This is a genomic window from Limosilactobacillus equigenerosi DSM 18793 = JCM 14505 (genome assembly GCF_001311375.1).
GTDB classification, from domain to species: Bacteria; Bacillota; Bacilli; order Lactobacillales; family Lactobacillaceae; genus Limosilactobacillus; species Limosilactobacillus equigenerosi.
Genome location: NZ_BBAS01000001.1, coordinates 63,127 through 82,651 on the forward strand (window position 1 = coordinate 63,127; position 19,525 = coordinate 82,651).

20 protein-coding genes and 9 pseudogenes are annotated in these 19,525 nt (G+C 46.9%); all 29 read right to left on the reverse strand.

Annotated elements, in window-relative coordinates; translation table 11 throughout:
• Window positions 1-9: 9 nt before the first annotated feature.
• Window positions 10-969: a biotin--[acetyl-CoA-carboxylase] ligase gene (locus JCM14505_RS00295; protein ID WP_054652060.1), complete on the reverse strand. Its 960-nt coding sequence runs from the start codon at window positions 967-969 to the stop codon at window positions 10-12.
• Window positions 960-1,507, reverse strand: a pseudogene (locus JCM14505_RS00300) (biotin transporter BioY). Before JCM14505_RS00300 ends, JCM14505_RS00295 begins: the two are co-directional and overlap by 10 nt.
• 104 nt (window positions 1,508-1,611) lie before the next feature.
• Window positions 1,612-2,369, reverse strand: a pseudogene (fabI, locus tag JCM14505_RS00305) (enoyl-ACP reductase FabI).
• A gap of 14 nt (window positions 2,370-2,383) precedes the next feature.
• Window positions 2,384-3,157 (reverse strand): acetyl-CoA carboxylase carboxyltransferase subunit alpha, encoded by a 774-nt coding sequence (accA, locus tag JCM14505_RS00310; protein ID WP_054652064.1) that lies wholly within the window; start codon window positions 3,155-3,157, stop codon window positions 2,384-2,386.
• A pseudogene (gene accD / locus JCM14505_RS00315) lies at window positions 3,150-4,001 on the reverse strand (acetyl-CoA carboxylase, carboxyltransferase subunit beta). The gene accA and the pseudogene accD overlap by 8 nt, the downstream one beginning before the upstream one ends.
• A pseudogene (gene accC / locus JCM14505_RS00320) lies at window positions 3,982-5,366 on the reverse strand (acetyl-CoA carboxylase biotin carboxylase subunit). Before accC ends, accD begins: the two co-directional pseudogenes overlap by 20 nt.
• Window positions 5,367-5,377: 11 nt before the next feature.
• Window positions 5,378-5,812, reverse strand: coding sequence for a 3-hydroxyacyl-ACP dehydratase FabZ (gene fabZ, locus JCM14505_RS00325; RefSeq protein WP_054652066.1), 435 nt, complete (start codon window positions 5,810-5,812; stop codon window positions 5,378-5,380).
• 1 nt (window position 5,813) lies between these two features.
• Window positions 5,814-6,251 (reverse strand): acetyl-CoA carboxylase biotin carboxyl carrier protein, encoded by a 438-nt coding sequence (gene accB / locus JCM14505_RS00330; RefSeq protein WP_054652067.1) that lies wholly within the window; start codon window positions 6,249-6,251, stop codon window positions 5,814-5,816.
• Window positions 6,241-7,487, reverse strand: a pseudogene (gene fabF / locus JCM14505_RS00335) (beta-ketoacyl-ACP synthase II). Before fabF ends, accB begins: the two are co-directional and overlap by 11 nt.
• A gap of 13 nt (window positions 7,488-7,500) precedes the next feature.
• Window positions 7,501-8,232 carry a 3-oxoacyl-ACP reductase family protein gene (locus JCM14505_RS00340; RefSeq protein WP_054652069.1) on the reverse strand — a complete coding sequence of 244 codons (732 nt, stop codon included), beginning with the start codon at window positions 8,230-8,232 and terminating at the stop codon, window positions 7,501-7,503.
• Window positions 8,216-9,166, reverse strand: coding sequence for an ACP S-malonyltransferase (locus tag JCM14505_RS00345; protein WP_054652071.1), 951 nt, complete (start codon window positions 9,164-9,166; stop codon window positions 8,216-8,218). Before JCM14505_RS00345 ends, JCM14505_RS00340 begins: the two co-directional genes overlap by 17 nt.
• A 4-nt stretch (window positions 9,167-9,170) precedes the next feature.
• Window positions 9,171-9,416, reverse strand: coding sequence for an acyl carrier protein (locus JCM14505_RS00350; RefSeq protein ID WP_054652073.1), 246 nt, complete (start codon window positions 9,414-9,416; stop codon window positions 9,171-9,173).
• A gap of 29 nt (window positions 9,417-9,445) precedes the next feature.
• Window positions 9,446-10,417: a beta-ketoacyl-ACP synthase III gene (locus tag JCM14505_RS00355; protein WP_054652075.1), complete on the reverse strand. Its 972-nt coding sequence runs from the start codon at window positions 10,415-10,417 to the stop codon at window positions 9,446-9,448.
• Between the two features lie 11 nt (window positions 10,418-10,428).
• Window positions 10,429-10,878: a MarR family winged helix-turn-helix transcriptional regulator gene (locus tag JCM14505_RS00360; RefSeq protein ID WP_054652077.1), complete on the reverse strand. Its 450-nt coding sequence runs from the start codon at window positions 10,876-10,878 to the stop codon at window positions 10,429-10,431.
• 33 nt (window positions 10,879-10,911) lie between these two features.
• Window positions 10,912-11,359, reverse strand: a pseudogene (gene fabZ / locus JCM14505_RS00365) (3-hydroxyacyl-ACP dehydratase FabZ).
• A gap of 147 nt (window positions 11,360-11,506) precedes the next feature.
• Window positions 11,507-12,535, reverse strand: coding sequence for a tRNA (adenosine(37)-N6)-threonylcarbamoyltransferase complex transferase subunit TsaD (gene tsaD, locus JCM14505_RS00370; protein WP_054652079.1), 1,029 nt, complete (start codon window positions 12,533-12,535; stop codon window positions 11,507-11,509).
• Window positions 12,531-12,665: a hypothetical protein gene (locus JCM14505_RS09835; RefSeq protein ID WP_263848917.1), complete on the reverse strand. Its 135-nt coding sequence runs from the start codon at window positions 12,663-12,665 to the stop codon at window positions 12,531-12,533. The genes tsaD and JCM14505_RS09835 overlap by 5 nt, the downstream gene beginning before the upstream one ends.
• Before the next feature lie 2 nt (window positions 12,666-12,667).
• Window positions 12,668-12,976 (reverse strand): GNAT family N-acetyltransferase, encoded by a 309-nt coding sequence (locus JCM14505_RS00375; RefSeq protein ID WP_225352208.1) that lies wholly within the window; start codon window positions 12,974-12,976, stop codon window positions 12,668-12,670.
• Window positions 12,977-12,981: 5 nt separating this feature from the next.
• Window positions 12,982-13,371, reverse strand: coding sequence for a hypothetical protein (locus JCM14505_RS10215; protein WP_305068848.1), 390 nt, complete (start codon window positions 13,369-13,371; stop codon window positions 12,982-12,984).
• A 61-nt stretch (window positions 13,372-13,432) separates the two neighbouring features.
• On the reverse strand, window positions 13,433-13,654 hold the full coding sequence (gene tsaB / locus JCM14505_RS10220; RefSeq protein ID WP_305068849.1) for a tRNA (adenosine(37)-N6)-threonylcarbamoyltransferase complex dimerization subunit type 1 TsaB: 222 nt from the start codon (window positions 13,652-13,654) through the stop codon (window positions 13,433-13,435).
• Window positions 13,655-13,888: 234 nt separating this feature from the next.
• Window positions 13,889-14,883 (reverse strand): annotated as a pseudogene (galE, locus tag JCM14505_RS00385) (UDP-glucose 4-epimerase GalE).
• 76 nt (window positions 14,884-14,959) lie between these two features.
• Window positions 14,960-15,700: an acyl-[acyl-carrier-protein] thioesterase gene (locus JCM14505_RS00390; protein ID WP_054652083.1), complete on the reverse strand. Its 741-nt coding sequence runs from the start codon at window positions 15,698-15,700 to the stop codon at window positions 14,960-14,962.
• A gap of 13 nt (window positions 15,701-15,713) precedes the next feature.
• Window positions 15,714-15,989 carry a hypothetical protein gene (locus JCM14505_RS09840; protein ID WP_263848918.1) on the reverse strand — a complete coding sequence of 92 codons (276 nt, stop codon included), beginning with the start codon at window positions 15,987-15,989 and terminating at the stop codon, window positions 15,714-15,716.
• A gap of 67 nt (window positions 15,990-16,056) precedes the next feature.
• Window positions 16,057-16,568, reverse strand: a pseudogene (rsmI, locus tag JCM14505_RS09845) (16S rRNA (cytidine(1402)-2'-O)-methyltransferase).
• Between the two features lie 2 nt (window positions 16,569-16,570).
• Complete coding sequence (locus JCM14505_RS00400) at window positions 16,571-16,915, reverse strand: DNA replication initiation control protein YabA (RefSeq protein WP_054652085.1); 345 nt, start codon at window positions 16,913-16,915, stop codon at window positions 16,571-16,573.
• Window positions 16,916-16,936: 21 nt separating this feature from the next.
• The gene (gene holB, locus JCM14505_RS00405; RefSeq protein ID WP_054652087.1) at window positions 16,937-17,938 is read right to left on the reverse strand and encodes a DNA polymerase III subunit delta'; all 1,002 of its coding nucleotides are present in this window, start codon (window positions 17,936-17,938) and stop codon (window positions 16,937-16,939) included.
• 17 nt (window positions 17,939-17,955) lie between these two features.
• Window positions 17,956-18,583 (reverse strand): annotated as a pseudogene (gene tmk, locus JCM14505_RS00410) (dTMP kinase).
• An 11-nt stretch (window positions 18,584-18,594) separates the two neighbouring features.
• Window positions 18,595-19,194, reverse strand: a complete 600-nt coding sequence (recR, locus tag JCM14505_RS00415; RefSeq protein WP_054652089.1) for a recombination mediator RecR — start codon at window positions 19,192-19,194, stop codon at window positions 18,595-18,597.
• Window positions 19,195-19,206: 12 nt separating this feature from the next.
• A complete protein-coding gene (locus JCM14505_RS00420) occupies window positions 19,207-19,515 on the reverse strand; it encodes a YbaB/EbfC family nucleoid-associated protein (protein ID WP_054652091.1) in 309 nt (102 codons plus the stop codon).
• Window positions 19,516-19,525: the final 10 nt, after the last annotated feature.

Genomic DNA, 19,525 nt, shown 5'->3' on the forward strand with positions numbered 1-19,525 from the left:
TCCGACTTTTTAGTTTGTAAGCTTAACCTTGACCACTTCTCCGGCCCCGTAAGCTTTCACGCCCGTCTGGGTAGCTACTTGTAAGGCATATTGATCACCAATTCCTTGCACCGTTCCAGTTACTAATTGCTGGCCATATTGTAAGGTCACTTGTTTTCCAATTAGCCATTGCCGGTGCCGATACGCCGTGAGCCACCGCTCATCACGATAAGTCGTTAACACCGTCGGCCAGCGCTTTAACAGTCGTTGTACCAATTGATTCCGATCAACGGTTTGGGTCGTAATCCCCGTCGCCCGGTCCGCAATTTCAACCGGCCACTCACTCGGATTTAAATTAATCCCAATCCCTACAATCACTTTAGGTGGTTGTGGCGTATCAAGCGCTTGCCAGCCTTCCGTTAAAATCCCCGCCACTTTACGATTATGTAAATACAAATCATTGACCCACTTAATCTCGATTTTTTCGCTTGGCACCAAGCGTTGGATTTCTTCACTGACCATCACCGCCACGGCCCCCGTTAAGAACCCAGCGGCGTCGGGGGTCCAATCTACGGGCAGTGGACTGACAATGCTTAAATACACCCCCGTTTGCGCGGGCGAATAAAATTCCCGGCCCCGCCGGCCATAGCCCGCGGTTTGATGATTGGCAATCACGGCTATCAAGTCCTTCACTGCGGCACTAGCTAATTGACGCGCGCGATCTTGGGTCGAACCCAGCGTCTCCCAGACTTCTAATTGCCAGTCCGTTGCCAAACCAGCTTGAATCAAGGCAGCATTCAATTGCGTTGTCCGTTCAAAGCGATAGCCTAATTTGGGGTGGCTCGCAATCGTAGTCCCCGTTGCTTTTAACTGTTGAATTGCTCGGGCAACGCCAGCCCGGGTGACTTGCAATTCCGTCGCTAATTGGGGGCCTCGCACCCAATCCCCGGCCTTAATCAGCCGTTCTAAAATTTGTGCTTTTAAGTCCATTTCATCACCCGCGTCCGCTTTAACGCTACTACCATCGCCGTCGCAACAATTGCCTTCATCGTATCACCAACTAAGAATACCAAACTCGAACTCAAACTGGCTATCCATGGTACGCGAAAAACCAAACTTAGTACCACCGCACCACCAAGATCAATTAACACGACAGTACTCAGCCACGTCACTAGCAATAATTGCCAATTGCGTTGCGGAAGTCCATAAAATTGGCACCACCAACTAACTAGCAATGGACCAACCAACCACCACAGCAAGTACGCCCCACTGGGGGATAACAAAATACTCAAGCCACCACGACCACCAGGTAAAACCGGTAACCCTAGGGCGGCCAATAAGAAAAAACTCCCCATCACCACGCTGTTTTGCGCCAAGGTAATAACCAGCCCATTAACATGACCGCTAAATTTTGCACCACAATTGGAACCGGAATAATCCCAATTGGGACTGGGGGCAACCAAGCCATCCCTAATAAGACGGCTAACATTAAGGCCGCCCGCGTTAATTCATTAATTTGTTGTTTCATATTATATCCCCCGAGTTCGTCAACGAATTATTACTTTTGGTTGACGAACTATTTTTGAAAAAGCGACCGTCAATTCGGTCGCTTTTTTTTAGCTAATTTGAGCCCTAAATTAAGTGGACCCCTTTATCAACGTAAATGATGTCCCCCGTAACCCCGGTTGATAAATCACTCATCAAGAACGCACAAGCGCCCCCAACTTCCGCTTGGGTCACATTTTCACCATCAACCGTCCGGCGTTGGGATTCAGCTAAGAGGTCTTTGTAACCACCAACCCCACTCACGGCCAAGGTCTTAATCGCCCCGGCTGATAAGGCGTTCACCCGAACCCCATATTTTCCCATATCCCGGGCTAAATAGCGCACGTTGGCTTCTAAGGCTGCTTTGGCCACGCCCATCACGTTATAGTTAGGGATTGCCCGCGTTGCCCCCATGTAACTCATCGCCACAATGCTAGCCTTGGGTTGTAAAATCTTTTGTCCTTGGCGACTAACGGCAATTAATGAGTAAGCGACGTTGATTGCGCTAAATCGTAACCATCCTTCGTGACACTCATAATTTCACCATTTAAATCTTCACTGTTCGCAAAGGCAATTGAGTGCACAATTCCGTCAACCTTCCCAAACCGCGTAAAAATCGTGGCAAAGGCTGCTTCGATACTCGTTTCGTCCGTGGCATCACATTGAATTAACCGGTTGTCGTCGTCAATGATTTTCCGCAAGCTCTTTAACGTTCGGTCCCGATTATACGTATAAATAATTTCGGCCCCTTGTTGCTCCATCACTTGTGCACATCCCCACGCAATTGAGCGCTTATTGGCGACTCCCATCACTACAATTTTTTTACCTGTTAATAATCCGTTCATGTTCTCTCCACTTTCTAAAATTTCCGATATCGTGCTTGCCGTTGATTTAACATCGTCGTTTCATCAAGAGCTTGTAAGTTAGCTAACTCCCGCACTAACACTGTCTTTACATTTTCAATAGTGACATTATGATCACTACTTTCCGGAATAACCCCTTCGATGACGCCTTGGGCTAACAAAGCTTGCGGCGTCATCTTCATCACTTCGGCGGCGTCATCGGCCCGGGAACTATCTTTCCATAAAATTGACGCAAACCCTTCTGGGGACAAGACTGAATAAGTACTGTTTTCCAGCATCCACACCTGATCGCCACACGCTAAGGCCAGCGCCCCCCCGCTGCCCCCTTCACCATAAATAATGGTGATAATTGGCGTTGGTAGTTGACTCAGTTTCAATAAGTTTTCCGCAATCGCTTGCCCTTGTCCGCCTTCTTCCGCTGAGGTTCCCGGAAAGGCCCCTGCCGTATTAACCAACATAATCACCGGCCGCTTAAATTTGGCCGCGTTTTCGGCTAACCGCAGCGCTTTGCGGTAACCACCTGGTTCGGGACTCCCAAAGTGCTTGGCAACCCGCTCACTAATACTTTCACCACGATCGGTCGTAATCACCGTGACCGCTTGCCCGTTCAACGTTGCTAAACCACCCACAATCGCAGGATCATCATGACCAACCCGATCGCCGTGCAATTCAAAGAAGTCCGGGAAAATCGCTTGAATCATTTCCAGCCCCGTAATTTTATCTTCACTCCGGGCGGCTTTCACTATTTCGGCTGCCGTTAAATTACACATGACGCGCACCTCCCGTTTGAATTAACCATTTCAAGGTTTGCTTTTCAGCCGGGCGTTTCACAATCTGATCAATAAAGCCGTGAGCCAACACATTTTCGGCGGCTTGCAAATCATCCGCAATTTTTTTTCATGCATCGTTTGTTCAATCACCCGCCGCCCGGCAAAGCCAACTAGTGCATGCGGTTCGGCTAAAATAATGTCCCCTTGCATCGCAAAACTAGCCGTTACTCCACCTGTCGTTGGATCCGTCAAGACCACAATGTACAACAAGCCAGCTTGACTATGCTTGGCAATCGCATTCGAAACTTTCGCCATCTGCATTAAGGACATAATCCCTTCTTGCATCCGCGCGCCACCAGAGGCCGTAAATAATACGACTGCCCGACGATTGGCCGTCGCATCTTCAAACAACCGGGTAATCTTTTCCCCAGTAATCGTCCCGAGTGACCCCATAATAAAGGTTGGATCCATAATTCCTAAATTAAATTGAACATCGTCAATCGTCGCTAACCCCGTTGCCACCGAGTCATTTAACCCCGTTACTTGCCGAAGCCGTGCCAATTTAGCCTGATAACCCGGAAAATTCAATGGATCTTGACTTACTAGCTCGGTATCAAACGGTTTAAAATCGTCAACTAACCACCCTAAACGGTCACTAGCACTTATCCGGAACCCATAATCACAGCTGGGACAAGTCATATATTGATCGAGTTGCTTAGTAAAGATGGCTCGTTGACACTTCGGGCATTTTTTTCCACAATCCATCCGGAACTTTATCGACGGCTTGCGGATCCGCTTTATCATGCCGTTCACTTAAGGTATTGTTATTCCGATATAACTTCACTTTGACCGGCTCCTTTCCACCGTGGTAAAAATTCGGTTTCTAAATAATTAGTGGTAAGCTGCCCCGTTAAAAAGACGGGATCATTTAAAATTGCTAAATGGAATTTTTGGTTCGTTGTCACCCCTAAAATTACCATTTCATTGATTAACCGCTTCAATTTTTCAATTGTTTCATTGCGCGTTTTCCCTTGCGCAATCACTTTGGCAATCATTGAGTCATAGTATGGGGTAACTTTAGAACCAGGGTACAGGTCTGTATCAATCCGCATCCCTAAATTACCAACTGGTAAGTATAAGTAACTAATTTCCCCCGTTGAGCATAAAATCACGGCGCGGGTCTTCGGCATTAATCCGACATTCAATCGCATGCCCATTTAATTGAATATCAGTTTGACTAAAGGGCAGTGGTTCGCCACTGGCCACCATCACTTGCGCTTTTACTAGATCGATCCCAGTGACCATTTCCGTCACCGTATGTTCCACTTGAATCCGCGTGTTCATTTCCATGAAGTAGAAATGATGTGCTTGATCCATTAAAAATTCCAACGTCCCAGTATTGCGATAATCAATTGTTTCAATCGCCCGCAAGGCAATCGCTCCCAATTCCGCCCGTTCACTCGCTGTAATCAAGGCACACGGACTTTCTTCAATCACCTTTTGCTTATTACGTTGCAATGAACAATCCCGTTCTGGGAAGTAGACCGCATTGCCAAAGTCATCCCGGAAAACTTGTACTTCAATATGCTTAACATTTTCCATGATTTTTTCTAAGTACATCCGGTCATCATTAAAGGACACGCGGGCTTCACTTTGCGCTTCAGCAAATGACCGCGCTAATTGATCCGCCGTATCAATCCGGCGAATCCCTTTACCACCCCCACCAGAAGTGGCTTTTAACAGCACTGGATAGCCAATTTTTTTCAGCAATTTCAAGGGCTTGGTCCGCCGTTTTGACATACCCGTCACTCCCTGGAATGACCGGAACTTGCCCCTTAATCATTTGTTCCCGGGCATGTTCTTTGTTCCCCATTTGGTCAATCGTACTTGGCTTGGGGCCAATAAATTTAATTCCTAAATCTTCGCACATTTCCGCAAATTCGGCATTTTCGGATAAAAATCCAAAGCCGGGGTGAATCGCTTCGGCCCCCGTTCCCACCGCGGCCGCTAAAATATTATTCATGTTTAAATATGAATCTTGCGGACGAGCCCCACCAACACAAACGGCTTGATCAGCCAATTGCACGTGTAAGCTTTCCCGGTCCGCCGTTGAATAAATCGCCACTGATTGGATTCCTAATTCCCGCAAGGAGCGAATAATCCGCACCGCAATTTCACCACGATTGGCAACGAGTACTTTTCCAAACATTGAAATCTCTCCTATCCAATAAAGAACGTTAATTCAGCGGTGCAGGCTTTCTTGCCATCCACCCACGCAATCCCAGTTCCCGAACCAATATTGCGCTTAACTTTATCTAACGTCACTTCTAATTTCATCACATCGCCAGGTCGAACTACCTTCCGGAATTGCGCTGACTTAATCCCACCAAAATAGGCCGTTTGTCCTTTAAATTCGGGTTGGGATAATAATGCTACCGCCCCAGTTTGGGCCAATGATTCTACGATCAACGCCCCGGGTAAAACTGGATTATCTGGGAAATGTCCTTGGAAGACACTTTCATTAATCGTTACATTCCGGGTTGCCACCGCCCGTTGACCAGGTTCTAATTCATCCACTCGGTCAATTAATAACATTGGAAACCGGTGGGGTAAAATCTTTTGTATTCCACTTACATCTAACACTGGTTCGCTCATCTTAATCCTCCGCAATTGTAACTAAAGGTTGTTCAACTTCCACTAATTCACCGTCGCTAACGTTAATCGCCGTCACCGTTCCCGTTACATCACTCTTAACTTCAGTCATCATCTTCATCGCTTCGACAATGCAGACGACATCGCCGGCCGCAACATGGCTACCAACACTAACATACGCATCCGCATCTGGTTTTGGTTGTAAGTAAACCGTCCCTACTAATGGTGACTTCACTTGCTTGCCACTTGCCTTAGGCGCTGATTCGCTTGGGGCCACCGGCTCTACTGTCGGGGCACTCGCCACCGGGGCAGTGGTAACTGGCGCTGCCACCATTTCATTTTTATTTAAATACAAATGAAAGTCGCCATCATCGAGCTTCATTTCCCGCATTTGGGAACTTTCAAAGTTCGCCATTAAGGATTCAATCTCTTTAAGCTTCACGTTCATCACTCCATTTCCGGAAGGCGAGGACCGCGTTGTGGCCCCCAAATCCTAAGGAATCACTTAAGGCGTATTCAGCCGTTGGTTGGTCTTGGTTCGCTGGCGTAACTAGGTTAACTTGACACTCAGGGTCTTGCACTTCACACCCAACGTTCATTGGTAACTTACCTTGGGCTAAAGCTGCGACCGTAATCACGGCTTCGACCGCCCCGGCACCACCAAGTAAGTGGCCCGTCATCCCTTTCGTACTACTTACCAAGACATCACTATCTTGACCAAAAACTAAGTTAATTGACTTAGCTTCCCCACTATCATTAGCATGCGTGGCCGTCCCGTGCGCATTGATGTAAGACACGTCCGCTGGGGTAATCCCGGCTTCTTTAATCGCTTGTTGCATGGCCCGGGCAGCCCCTTTTCCTTCGGGATCAGGTGACGTAATGTGGTATGCATCCGCCGTTGCTCCATAACCAACAATTTCACCCAGAATCTTAGCGCCCCGGCTTGGCATGGTCTAAACTTTCTAGCACCATTGCGGCCCCACCTTCACCAAGGACAAACCCATTGCGATCTTGGTCAAATGGCATTGAAGCACGCTTAGGACCCGTACTCGTTGACAATGCCGTTAAGGCTGCAAAACCCGCAATCCCGATTTCATTAACTGAAGCTTCAGAACCACCAGCAATCATTACTTGAGCATGCCCTTCTTTAATAAAGCGGAAAGCATCGCCAATCGCGTTCGTCGCCGTTGCACAAGCTGTCACCACAGACGTCACCATGTTTTGGGCGTTAAAGCGGATTGAAATATTGCCGGCCGCCATATTCGAAATGGCCATGGGCACAAAGAATGGTGATACCCGCCGCGGACCTTTTTCGTGCATTTTAATAATTTGGTCTTGAATGGTGGTTAAGCCACCAATCCCGGAACCAAAAATCACCCCAAGGTCTTCTGGATTCGTATTCGTTTCATCAATCCCCGCCATATCCACGGCCTCTTGCGCCACTTGAATCGCGTATTGAGAGTATAAATCCATCCGCCGGGCTTCTTTTTTTACCGACAACAGCCGCCGCATCAAAATCATCAATTTGACCCGCAACCGTAATGCCGGTTTCTGTCGCATCAAATTTCGTAATCGGCTTAATCCCAACTTGACCAGCTAACGTATTGTTAACAAAATTTTCAAAGCCATTCCCGTTGGCAGCAATGGCGCCCATTCCGGTAATTACAACTCGTGTCATTCTTTTCGACCTCCTACATGGTCATTCCGCCATCAACCACAATTACTTGGCCAGTGACGTATTCATTTTGTGCTAAGAAAACTGCCGCTTGGGCCACTTCATCGACTTGTCCTAAGCGCCGTAATGGAATCTTCGTTAATAATTGTTCCTTAACTTTATCGGATAAAACATCCGTCATATCACTCTTAATCATCCCTGGGGCAATCGCATTACACCGAATTCCCCGTAAGGCTCCTTCTTGGGCAATCGTCTTCGTTAATCCGACAATCCCCCCTTTACTAGCCGCGTAATTAGCTTGCCCAGCATTTCCGTGCAAACCAACCACACTCGCTAAGTTAATAATGCTCCCCGAACGTTGCTTATTAAACTTCTTGATTAAGGCTTGAATTAACATAAAGGGACCGCGTAAGTTAACATTTAACACCGCATCAAAATCAGTTAACTTCATGCCCACCAGTAACTTATCCCGGGTAATTCCCGCGTTATTAACTAACACATCAATATGCCCATAAGCTTCCCAGGCTTGCGTCGCAAAGTCAGCCACGACCGCTGGGTCCGCCATATCACCAGCAATAAATTGGTAATCGGCCCCGAGGGCATCTAATTGATCAGTCAATTCAGTGGGTAATTCATGCCGAGCATTCAGGATTACCTTGCTACCAGCCTTAGCAAAGGCTAGGGCCGTTGCCGCACCAATCCCACGTGAGCTACCAGTAATTAAAACTACTTTATCCTTGAGTTCCATCTTGGATCTCCTTTACAAATGCTTGATAACTTGCTAAATCTTCCATTTGGTACCGCGTTAATGAACGATCAACTTGCTTGGCAAATTGTGATAACGTCTTGCCCGGTCCAATTTCTAAAATTGTATCCACCCCGTAGTCATTGACCATTACAGCTAAATCATCCCCAAAGTGAGTTGGGACGGCTAATTGACGGGCCATCACGCTCGCAATTTCGGCTTGCTTTAGGGCTTGACTGGTCGTGTTACTAATCATTGGATACTTTGGTTCGGTAAAGGTTACCGTTTGCACCCGCTCCGTTAACTTAGCCTTCGCCGTGTCAAATAATGGCGTATGGAAGGCGCCATTGACCTTTAAAATGACCGCCTTCTTAGCTAAGCCTTGCGCACTAATTTGATCAACAACCAATTGTAAATCGGCTAATTTCCCACCTAAAACAATTTGACTTGGTGAGTTGTAATTAGCGACATACACTCCATGTCCGTTGGCTTGGGCAGCTGAACATAATTGTTCAATCGCCGCTACATCCGGTTTAACAATGGCGGCCATCGTACTAGGCGTGGCATCCGCATCCGCTTGCATATACTTTGCGCGGTCCGCTAACAGCGCCATTCCGGAGTCAAAACTCACCGCTTCACTCGCTATTAACGCTGCATATTCACCTAATGACAAACCGGCCATCGCCGTAATTGGCAAGTCTGGCAAATCCCGTTGGAGCATCTTAAACAAGCCCACACTGACCGTGACGAGGGCCGGCTGGACATTGATGGTCGTGGCTAATTCGTCGTGTTCACTTTTCAGAATCGTTGGTAAATCTTGACCAGTAATCGCACTCGCAGCAGAAACCACCTTTTCAAAAAGGGGATCGGCCAAAAGGTCAATCCCCATCCCTGGTTTCTGTGCGCCCTGGCCGCTAAACAGAATCCCTAATCGCATTGGCTTAAGCTTGTTCGTCCATTTGGGTCTTCACAAAGTCAACCACATCACCAATCGTTTGGACGTTTTCATCAACGTCTAATTGGATGTCAAACTTGTCTTCTAATTCGTTCATGATTTCAAAGACATCTAAGCTATCCGCGTCCAAGTCTTCCTTGATCTTGGCGTCTAACGTCACCTTAGCTTCATCAAGGTCTAATTCTTCAACAACAACTTCCTTTACACTTGCAAATACTTCTTCCTTCGTCATGATTAAAATCTCACTTTCATTCTTTATTTTTATAATTTAATAATTATCGTTCCGACGGTTAAGCCACCGCCAAAACCACTTAACGCTACAATTTCACCGGGTTGTAGCTCCCCGGCTTGGACTAATTCATCCAATAAAATTGGCTCACTAGCTGCGGAGGTATTCCCATACCGATTAATATTAATGGGAAATTTATCCATTGGTTGATCTAACCGTTTCGCGACTTGCTTGATAATCCGCGCATTGGCTTGATGTAACAAGAAATGATCGATTTGATCAACGGTAATGCCAGCCTCCATGGCGGCTGCGGTAATCGAAGTTGGCACTTCATGGGTGGCAAATTTATACACCGCGCGGCCATCCATCGCAAACGGCTTAATTGACGTGACCGGCCCCCCCATTGGTTGGGGAGCGGTTAAGCCAGCATTTAACTGTTCAACGGCCCCACCAAAAGTGGCCCAATGTTGACCTAACATAAATGGCGCCGTTGTGGATTGTTTTTCCAATAACACCCCCGCCGCGCCATCGCCAAACAACACGGCCGTCCGGCGATCAGTCCAATCAATTAATTTTGATAAGACTTCACTCCCAATCACCATGATGCGCTTGAGCTGGCTACCTTTAGCCATCGCATTCACCACTTGCCACGCATACACAAACCCAGAACAAGCCGCCGAGAGATCAAACGCCACGGCATTAGTTGCCCCTAAGGCGCCTTGAACTGTGGCCGCCGTAGCTGGCGTATAAGCATCCGGTGACATGGTTGCGACGACAATTAAGTCCAGGCTCGCCGCCGACCAGCCACTTTGCGCTAACAATTTTCTCCCGACGCTAATTGCGAGGTCTGAGGTGTTTTGCGTTTCGCTAAGATGCCGTTGTTCAATCCCCGTTCGTGATTTAATCCATTCATCCGAGGTCTCCATGATGCGACTTAAATCATCATTGGTCACCACTTTAGCTGGAATTTCCCGAGCGGTCGCGACTAACTTTAAATCTTCCACCTGCCGTCTCCTTACTTACTCAGATTATCATTCAGGAATTCTTCTAAGTTGTTTAAACTTTGTTGAACTGCTCCTAAATATTGATCATCGATATCTTTTAAGAAACTATTGGCCATCCGATCATGATACGCTTGTTGAATCCGGAAAATTAACCGGCCCCGCCGCGTTAATTTAATCCGAATGACCCGGCGATCACGGCTATCAACTTGTCGCTCTGCATAACCTTTCCGGCACAACCGATTAATTGTTGCGGTTGCCGTTCCCGGGGCCACCCCTAGTTTCTGAGCTAATTCCGATGCGGTGGGGGATTCATACATGCTAATCACCGAGATGGTATGCATTTCAGTGATGGTCAAATCGCTAAACCGGCTTCGTTTTAACTCTTGTTCTTCCCAACGTAAAATTAAATCATTCACCCGGGATAAAGATCGGGCTATTTCTCGATTTGCTGATTTACTCATTGTCCTTCACCTTTCTAACTAACCTACTGGTGACTAAATCTTTTCAGTCCGTTCAGCAACTACAAATGTCAATTCGGCACTACAAACTTTTTTTGCCGTCGACGGTAGCAACGGCATTCACAATTCCCATCCGCGCGCGCACTTTTAACATTTCGATGTGTAATTTCATCACATCCCCAGGTTTAACCATCCCGCGGAACTTGGCATTCTTCACCGCTCCTAAGTACGCCGTCTTTTTATAAAAGGCAGGGGACTTCAAAATCAAAATTGAAGCTGCTTGGGCCAGCGTTTCAATAATTAAGACCCCGGGCATCACGGGATTTCCCGGAAAATGACCGCGGAAAAACGATTCGTTAATCGTTACATTCTTCGTGGCCACAATACTTTCATCCGGCACCATTTCATCGACATAATCGATGTAGCAAATTGGATACCGGTTCGGAATCAAATCCATGATTTCCTGGGCTGACATAATTGCCACTAGTGAGCACCTACTTTCAAATTTATTTCGAATATCAAAATATTCGACTCAGCTAGTATATATCAGGGTTATTTTGAATGTCAAACTATTTTTCGACAAAAATAAAAACTGACCAGCTAGATTGCTTCCAGCAGTCAGTTTTAATCCCTATAATGACAAGCCTGGTTGGGCATTTAAATCCCACGCCGCCCGGTCACCAAATTGATAATTAATGTATCCCGCGGCCCCAATCATGGCGGCGTTGTCACCACATAATTTTAATGGCGCTAATAATAAATTAACTTCGGGTTGTTGCGTGGCTAACTGTTCCGTAAGCGCCGTCCGGAGCCCCCGGTTGGCAGCCACCCCACCAGCTAAGACCAATTGTTTCACTGGATATTGGGCCAACGCCCGCATGGTTTTATGCACTAATACATCGACGACACTTTGTTGGAAACTGGCTGCTAAATCAGCCCGATTCAGCGTTTCGCCCCGTTGATCAGCGTTGTGGACCGTATTAATAAAGGCACTTTTTAACCCACTAAAACTGAAGTCAAAATTATCTTCATTCTCCATCGCCCGTGGGAAGTTAAAGACATCTTGTCCTTGCGCGGCTAATTCGTCAACGGCTTTCCCCGCTGGATAGGCAATCCCCATCACGCGACCAATTTTATCGTAGGCTTCCCCGGCCGCATCATCACGGGTTTCCCCAATAATTTGGTATTCGTGCGGCGCCGGCATATAAACTAATTCAGTATGGCCACCAGACACTAATAAGGCCATTTGCGGATAATTAAATTCACCAGCAAAGCGGGCCGCATAAATATGCCCCGTCATATGATTAACCGGGATTAATGGTAAGTGGTGGGCCCAAGCGACGGTTTTGGCGGCCATTAACCCAATTAACAACGATCCGACCAGTCCTGGACCATATGTCACCGCCACCGCCGTTAGCTCATCATACGTTACCCCAGCCGTGGTTAGGGCATCCTCAATACAACTCGTAATTTGTTCAATATGATGCCGACTCGCCACTTCAGGCACGACCCCTCCAAAGCGTTGGTGACTCGCAATTTGGGTGGCAACGATATTACTTAAAATCTTCGTCCCATCTTCAATTACGGCCACACTTGTCTCATCACAACTCGATTCAAATGCTAAAATAATTGTTTTTTTCTGCCATGCTTCATCCTCAATTCGGTGCTAACTTTGCCACCATCTCCCAGGCATCCGCCCCATCATCTTGATAATAATGGCGCCGTACCCGTAATAAATCAAATTTTAAAGTTTGATATAAGCTAATGGCGCGCTCATTATCACGCTTCACTTCTAACTCATCGTTAATAATTTGGCTTGTCGGGCTAGCTGTTGCAATTCATGAATACAACGCGTTCCAATCCCCATCCCTTGATAAGACGGGGCAATCCCGATATTCGTAAGATGCATATCCCGTTGATGCTGATTAACGGCCACTCCCACATACCCAATCACAGCTTGATCCGTAGTAAGGGTAAACCAATGGTGATGCCGACTTTGAAAATAGGCCCGAAAGCCGGCACCGCCCCACGGTGGGGTAGCATATAATTGTTGTTCAATCACTTCGAACGCAACAATATCGTTAACCACACTTGGACGCATCGTAATCAACTGGTCGCCAATCCACCATTGCAATGTCGTTGATTGGAGTGGCGTTTGCTGCCACCACCGTTTAAACTTTTTTTAACATAATCATTCGCTAATGGATCGGCATCCGGATGGTCATGATACCAATTCATTTCCGCTTCCGTTTGCCGTAAATAACGCGGCACCACCGCATCAATATCGGCTACGGGCGCTTCACCTTGTCCGGCTAGCGCGACTTGATATGGGTTCGGCGTGGCCCAAACTGCACCCAGCAAGTGAACATTGGCTGGTAAGTCCGCCAGCACTGGCGCTAACTTCGGGGTTACTTCTCCGACTAACCAAACTGGTTGGGCTAATTCACCCAAAGCTGCAATTTCTTGTTGCAATTCAACATGGTGATCAGCAACCAAAGACGTTAATTGATCCCCTTGCCATTGATACCGCCCGACAAACGCGGTCCCCCGGCGGGCATCAAAAAAATGGGACTATCACGGCCTCCGTGATGGCCGGTACATTCCGAGCCAACACCGCTAAACTCGACACGACTACTAATTCAATTTTTAATGTCGCCGCTAAGGTTTTCGCCGTCGTGACCGCAATCCGTACCCCCGTATATGATCCTGGTCCGGCGGCCACGACCACCCGATCTAAATCTTGCGGTTCCCAGTTTACTTGTTGCATCAAGGTATCCATCACTGGTAACACGTAGACACTATGGTTTTTTTACCATTTTTAACGTTGTTTGCGCCAAGAGTTGTTCATCTTCAACTAAGGCAATATTCATCGGTTGATTAGAAGTATCAATCGCCAAAATTTTCATACTCGTCATCCTTTCTTATTCCCGTTAATAATCATACCATATAACAACGAAACCGACCGAGCACACTGTCTCCGTCGGTTTAATTTTTAACTATTTAATTCACGACCTTAGTTCCGGTCATCGTAACCCTTGGGATGACTTTCATGCCAGTTCCATGCCGTAGCAATAATGTCATGTACATCATCATATTGGGGTTGCCAACCTAAGACTTCCCGCGCCTTATCACTAGCTGCCACTAATGAATCTGGGTCCCCAGGGCGCCGTGCGCAATCTTCGCTGGGATTGGCTTGCCCGTCACTTCGCGGGCCGCTTCTAACATTTCCTTATTCGAGAAACCAGTTGATGAGCCAAGATTAAATGCGTTACTTGGGTTACCAGCCTTTAAGTACTTCACGGCTAAAATGTGCGCATCCGCTAAGTCCATGACATGCACGTAATCCCGGACATTCGTCCCATCCGGCGTATTGTAATCGTCCCCAAAGATACTCAATTCATCGCGCTTACCTTGGGCAACTTGCATAATAATTGGGACCAAGTGCGTTTCCGGACCATGGTCTTCCCCAATCGTGCCATCTGGCGCCGCCCCAGCCACGTTAAAGTACCGTAAGGCGACAAATTTAATCCCGTAGGCTTGATCAGCCCAGGCCATCATTTGTTCCATCATTAACTTCGATAACCCATATGGATTAATTGGCTTTTGTGGATCCGTTTCCTTAATTGGCATCGTTTCTGGCGTGCCGTAAGTAGCGGCCGTTGATGAGAAGACGATGTACTTAACGCCAAAGTCGTGCATTGCTTCTAATAACGTCACCATTCCGCTGGTGTTGTTGTCAAAGTACTTTAATGGTTCCTTCATTGATTCTGGCACGATTGAAAAGGCCGCAAAGTGCACTACCGCCGTAATGTCTTCATTGACAAAAATCCGGTCTAAAAAGGCCCGATCGCGAATATCACCGTAGTAAAACTTCGCCCCTGGATTGATTGCCTTCTTGTGTCCCGTTGATAAGTTGTCAGCGACGACCACATCTTCGCCGGCTTCCACTAACCGCTTAACCATGTGTGAACCGATATAACCGGCTCCCCCTGCTACTAAAATTGCCATTACAATACCTCCATTGATTATGTATCCGCTTTCAAATCCATTCTAGCACACTTTTGTCCGTTTGCTAGCCATGTTTTTATTTTCCGACTGTCACCCACGTTAATTCGGCGCGGGCGGCTCCTTGATCAGCGGTTTTAATTTGATGATAAGTGACTAAATCCGCCACTTTGGCTTGACTCGTCACCCGTTGACCATAACGAACCTCATGATCAAATTGAATTTTAACCCCGGTTAATTGATGCGTTTGCAAAAATTCGGCCCCTAAGGCTTCCAACATCCAATCAAAGTAGTGGGAGTTATTGACGTGTCCGTTCATATCAATATCAAAATACCGCACATCATATTGATGTTGTTGCCACGTATCATCCACCACCAAGTCACTTGGCGCTGGGACACGCGGAATCCGCTTCACCGGTGCTAAATCATATTGTTCAATCAAAACCGGTGGAATCGTCATAATTCGGCGCTTTACTAGATCCATAAAAACAAAGGTTGCTTCATAATGAACCCATTCATGCCCAGTATGATCTCGAATGCTAAATTCCCGCAGTGAGAAAAATTTATTAAAAGCTTTCACCCGCGTCGCCACCACAATTTGATCCCCGGCGTGAAAATGGGTTAAATCAAAGGTCCCGGCATAATTAACAACGACCCAGCCACCGCCTAATTGATTGGCAGCCCCTAAGCCGACGCCGGTCCCTTGATTTTCAATTTCGGCGGCTAACACCCCGAGGTTAAAGAGCATCCCTAATTGCAAATTCCCTTGCGGATCACATTCGTAATAAGTTAATTGATGCGGTAATTCAAACCACTTCATGCGCTAACTCTCCTTATAACTCGTGAAATTGCCGGTACAATTCTTGCCGGTTTAAATCACGTTCTTTGGCCACTTGCTTAATCGCCGCATTAACTTTCGTTCCATTGGCAATCAACGATTGAATCGCTTGCAGTGGGTCATCATCAAACGTCACCGTTTCCTTCGGGGCCCCGCCAATTAGCATTACAAATTCGCCCCGTACCGTCGCCGTTTGCGCCCAATTTAAAAGTTCCGCCGCCGTGCCCCGCAAATATTCTTCATAACGTTTGGTTACTTCCCGCGCTAACACCACCGGCCGCTCCGGACCGAGCACTGCGACCACATTGGCGAGCGTTTTGGCTAACCGATGCGGCGCCTCATAAAAAAATCATCGTTTCTTCCCGCTCCTTTAAGGCGGTTAATTCGGCTTGTTGGGCTTGTTGTTTACGGTCTAAAAAGCCATAAAAATAAAATGGCTGTGGGACTAAGCCCGAAGCGACTAATGCCGTCAACGCCGCATTCGCCCCTGGCAAGGCCACAACTGGTAAATCAGCCTCCACACAAGCTTTAACGAGTTCCTTGCCGGGATCCGAAATTGATGGCATCCCCGCATCACTAACTTGGGCAATGTCTTCGCCATTTTGCAATCGTTCCAACAATTGCGGAATTCGTTGCGCCGTATTGTGTTCATGAAAACTAATCGTCGCGTCGTGATTTCAAAATGATTTAATAATTGTTGCGTATGCCGCGTATCTTCCGCTGCAATTAAACTAACCGCTTCCAAGGTTTTAACGGCGCGCATCGTCATATCCTCTAAATTCCCAATCGGGGTTGGGACTAAATAAAGGCGCCCCGTTGACGCCGTTTGAAAACTAGAAATTTGTTGCATCTTTACCCCTTCGTCCGATGATCATTGTAAATAATATCAAGACAGAATGTACATGATTCGGCATCCGCTAACCGCTTACCGTAATACTCGTTACAAACATGAAAGCCTTCTTGATATAAATTTTGTAAATTTTGGCGTGAGGCCGTCAATCCATTTGACGTGGTTTCGTGGCTTTGAGCGGCAATCGTCTGCCGAAGGCGGTCATTTTCAATCGTTAACTCAACGTTTTCTTGTAAGACCGCGCTCATTTGTTGTTGTAAACTCACCACTTCTTCCGCCAACGTCTGCGTTTGCCGGGCCAGCGCCGTCAATTGATCATAAAGTTTTCCTTTATCAATCCGTTCCACTGGTGCGATTACTCCCTTCAATTACTTATTTGTTAAGCATTTTATCACAAATGCTTCCCAAACATTTTGATAGTTTAGATTTCGTTCAAATTGTGGTTGTAAAGCTAACGCCGCTTCATTCATCGCTAAACATTGTGGCAAGGTAAGCCCTTGCACCGCCGCTACTAATTCTGCACGCCAATTAGCAAAATATAAGTCCAATCGTTGGTCATCAACCTTTAGGACTAAGGCATCGCGCATTAATAAGGTTACTAATGATAACCCGATTTTTTGTTGCGACCGGTCTTCAAACAATGGCAAGAGCTTGGTTTGAATTTCAACATAGGCTAATGGATCACGGGCTAACACTAGTTTAAACCATGGTAATAGTTGTTTCACGACTTGACCAAGCCAGTCGTCAACTAACCAAGCCGTTGCTTCTTGGGGGGATTGCGTTAACCCGACCACGACTGATTGTAAATAGTCCGGAATCCCCGCCGTGGCAAGTTGCGTTTTTAATTGCACCGGTGATAACGCTGGCAACTCCACAATTTGCGTCCGCGATTGAATCGTCGGCAAGATTGCTTGCTTATTGGTGGTCAGTAAGAAAATATAGACATCTTGTCCCGGTTCTTCAATAAACTTTAACAAACTATTGGCCGCATTGACCGTCATCGTATCAGCTTGGTCGATAATAAAGACTTTTTGTTGCCCTTCCACGGAACGTTTGGTAAATTCGGTTTTCAAATAGCGAATTTGGTCAACCTTAATTTGCCGACCATCTGGTTGGACCATCACCACATCGGGATGATTATCGGATAAGATTCGCTGACATTCCGCACAAGTATAATCCGGTTGGTTCGCTTGCGGAGCCAAACAAAATAGCCGCAACGCAATCCATTTAGCTAAGACCAGTTTCCCCGTCCCACTCATTCCAGCTAACAAGTACGCATGGGCTAATTCATGGTTAGCAATCACTTGTTGAAATTGCTCCACCAAAGGCGAAGTTAAGACTGGCGTCGCTTTAAATTGCGTTGTGTCCATCCAACCGGACTCCTTTCTTATAATCTTGTTTCAATCACTTGCCAAACGGCTGCAACCACCTCTGCGAGTGGTTGCGTTGCATCAACTACGACCAGGCGAGCCGGATTTTCTTGAGCCAAGGTAAGAAAAGTTGCCCGCACCCGTTCGTAAAAGTCTGCTTGTTCTTGATCCAGGCGATTAACCTGATTTTGTCGATGTTTTTGAATTCGTTCCAACCCAGCGGTTCGCGGGACATCTAAGAAGATGGTTAAATCCGGTAAACAATCGTTAACAGCCACGGCATTAATCGCTTGGACCGTCTCCACGCCGAGTTGTCGGCCGCCCCCTTGATAAGCTAGGGAACTATCTAAAAATCGGTCTGACAACACCCATTGTTGTTTGGCTAGGGCGGGTTGAATTTTTTTCCACCACATGTTGCCGCCGGCTGGCCGCAAATAACAACGCTTCCGTCACCGGGTCCATTGTTTTAGCCGCATCTGCTAACAAGACTTCCCGAATCGTTTCCCCCAAAGGCGTTCCCCCTGGTTCACGGGTCATCACAATTTTATCGGCCCCCAGGCGCTCAACTAGGCGGGCTTGGATGGCTTGCATCACGCTCGTTTTGCCTGATCCATCTAATCCTTCAAACGAAATAAACTTTCCCATCGCTCTCCCTACTACATTTCTGTCCGTCCTTGGACCGCTCTAAATAACGTCAATTCATCCGTGTAGTCAATATCAGCCCCCGCACTCAACCCATGGGCTAGGCGCGTCACTTTAATTCCGGCCGGTTTTAACAACCGCGCTAAATATTGAGCCGTTGTTTCACCATCCATCGACGCATTCGTGGCAATAATAACTTCTTTGACTTCATTATGTTGCTTCAAGCGGTCAATTAAACTTGGAATATTAATATCCATCGGTCCTGTGCCTTCACTTGGTGAAATCGTTCCATTTAGGACGTGGTACAACCCATGATATTCATTCATCCGTTCCATCGCCATAATGTCCCGAGGGCGTTCCACCACCAGAATTTGGCTTTGGTCACGACTTTGATCTTTACAAACCGGGCAGGGATCGTCTTCGGTAATATTGCCACAAATACTACAAAAATGGAGATCTTGCTTCACCGCAGTCAGGGAGGCGGCAAAATTCTTCACGTCTTCAGTGTCCATCCCCAACGTATAAAAGGCGAGGCGGGTCGCTGACTTTTCCCCGATCCCCGGTAATTTCATATAACTATCAATTAACTTCGCAATTGGTTCTGGATACTGCATACCAACTGCTCCTTATAGTCCTAAGCCCCGAGTGTACTTCCCCATCTTAGCTTGGGTGGCTTGATCAACTTTGGCTAACCCATCATTAACCGCCGTTAAGACCATGTCTTGTAACATATCCGTATCTTCAGGGTCAACAATGTCCGGCTTAATTTGCAAGTCGGTTAATTGCTTATCGCCACTAAAAGTTGCTTTCACCATCCCGTTAGGCGCTTCCCCCGTAAACGTTTGCGCCGCTAATTCTTCTTGTTCGGCCATCATTTGCTTTTGCATCTTTTGGGCTTGCTTCATCATTTGTTGCATATTCATTCCACGCATCATGGTTAAATAC

Excerpts from the sequence above, each read along its gene's own strand:
- JCM14505_RS00375 (WP_225352208.1), bottom strand. The coding sequence starts at position 12,976 with ATGCGTCCAAGTGTGGTTAACGATATTGTTGCGTTCGAAGTGATTGAA.
- JCM14505_RS00340 (WP_054652069.1), bottom strand. The coding sequence starts at position 8,232 with ATGGAACTCAAGGATAAAGTAGTTTTAATTACTGGTAGCTCACGTGGG.
- JCM14505_RS00350 (WP_054652073.1), bottom strand. The coding sequence starts at position 9,416 with ATGACGAAGGAAGAAGTATTTGCAAGTGTAAAGGAAGTTGTTGTTGAA.
- JCM14505_RS00390 (WP_054652083.1), bottom strand. The coding sequence starts at position 15,700 with ATGAAGTGGTTTGAATTACCGCATCAATTAACTTATTACGAATGTGAT.
- accA (WP_054652064.1), bottom strand. The coding sequence starts at position 3,157 with ATGTGTAATTTAACGGCAGCCGAAATAGTGAAAGCCGCCCGGAGTGAA.
- holB (WP_054652087.1), bottom strand. The coding sequence starts at position 17,938 with ATGGACACAACGCAATTTAAAGCGACGCCAGTCTTAACTTCGCCTTTG.
- JCM14505_RS00345 (WP_054652071.1), bottom strand. The coding sequence starts at position 9,166 with ATGCGATTAGGGATTCTGTTTAGCGGCCAGGGCGCACAGAAACCAGGG.
- JCM14505_RS00360 (WP_054652077.1), bottom strand. The coding sequence starts at position 10,878 with ATGAGTAAATCAGCAAATCGAGAAATAGCCCGATCTTTATCCCGGGTG.
- tsaB (WP_305068849.1), bottom strand. The coding sequence starts at position 13,654 with ATGGATACCTTGATGCAACAAGTAAACTGGGAACCGCAAGATTTAGAT.
- JCM14505_RS00420 (WP_054652091.1), bottom strand. The coding sequence starts at position 19,515 with ATGATGCGTGGAATGAATATGCAACAAATGATGAAGCAAGCCCAAAAG.
- fabZ (WP_054652066.1), bottom strand. The coding sequence starts at position 5,812 with ATGAGCGAACCAGTGTTAGATGTAAGTGGAATACAAAAGATTTTACCC.
- JCM14505_RS00295 (WP_054652060.1), bottom strand. The coding sequence starts at position 969 with ATGGACTTAAAAGCACAAATTTTAGAACGGCTGATTAAGGCCGGGGAT.
- recR (WP_054652089.1), bottom strand. The coding sequence starts at position 19,194 with ATGCAGTATCCAGAACCAATTGCGAAGTTAATTGATAGTTATATGAAA.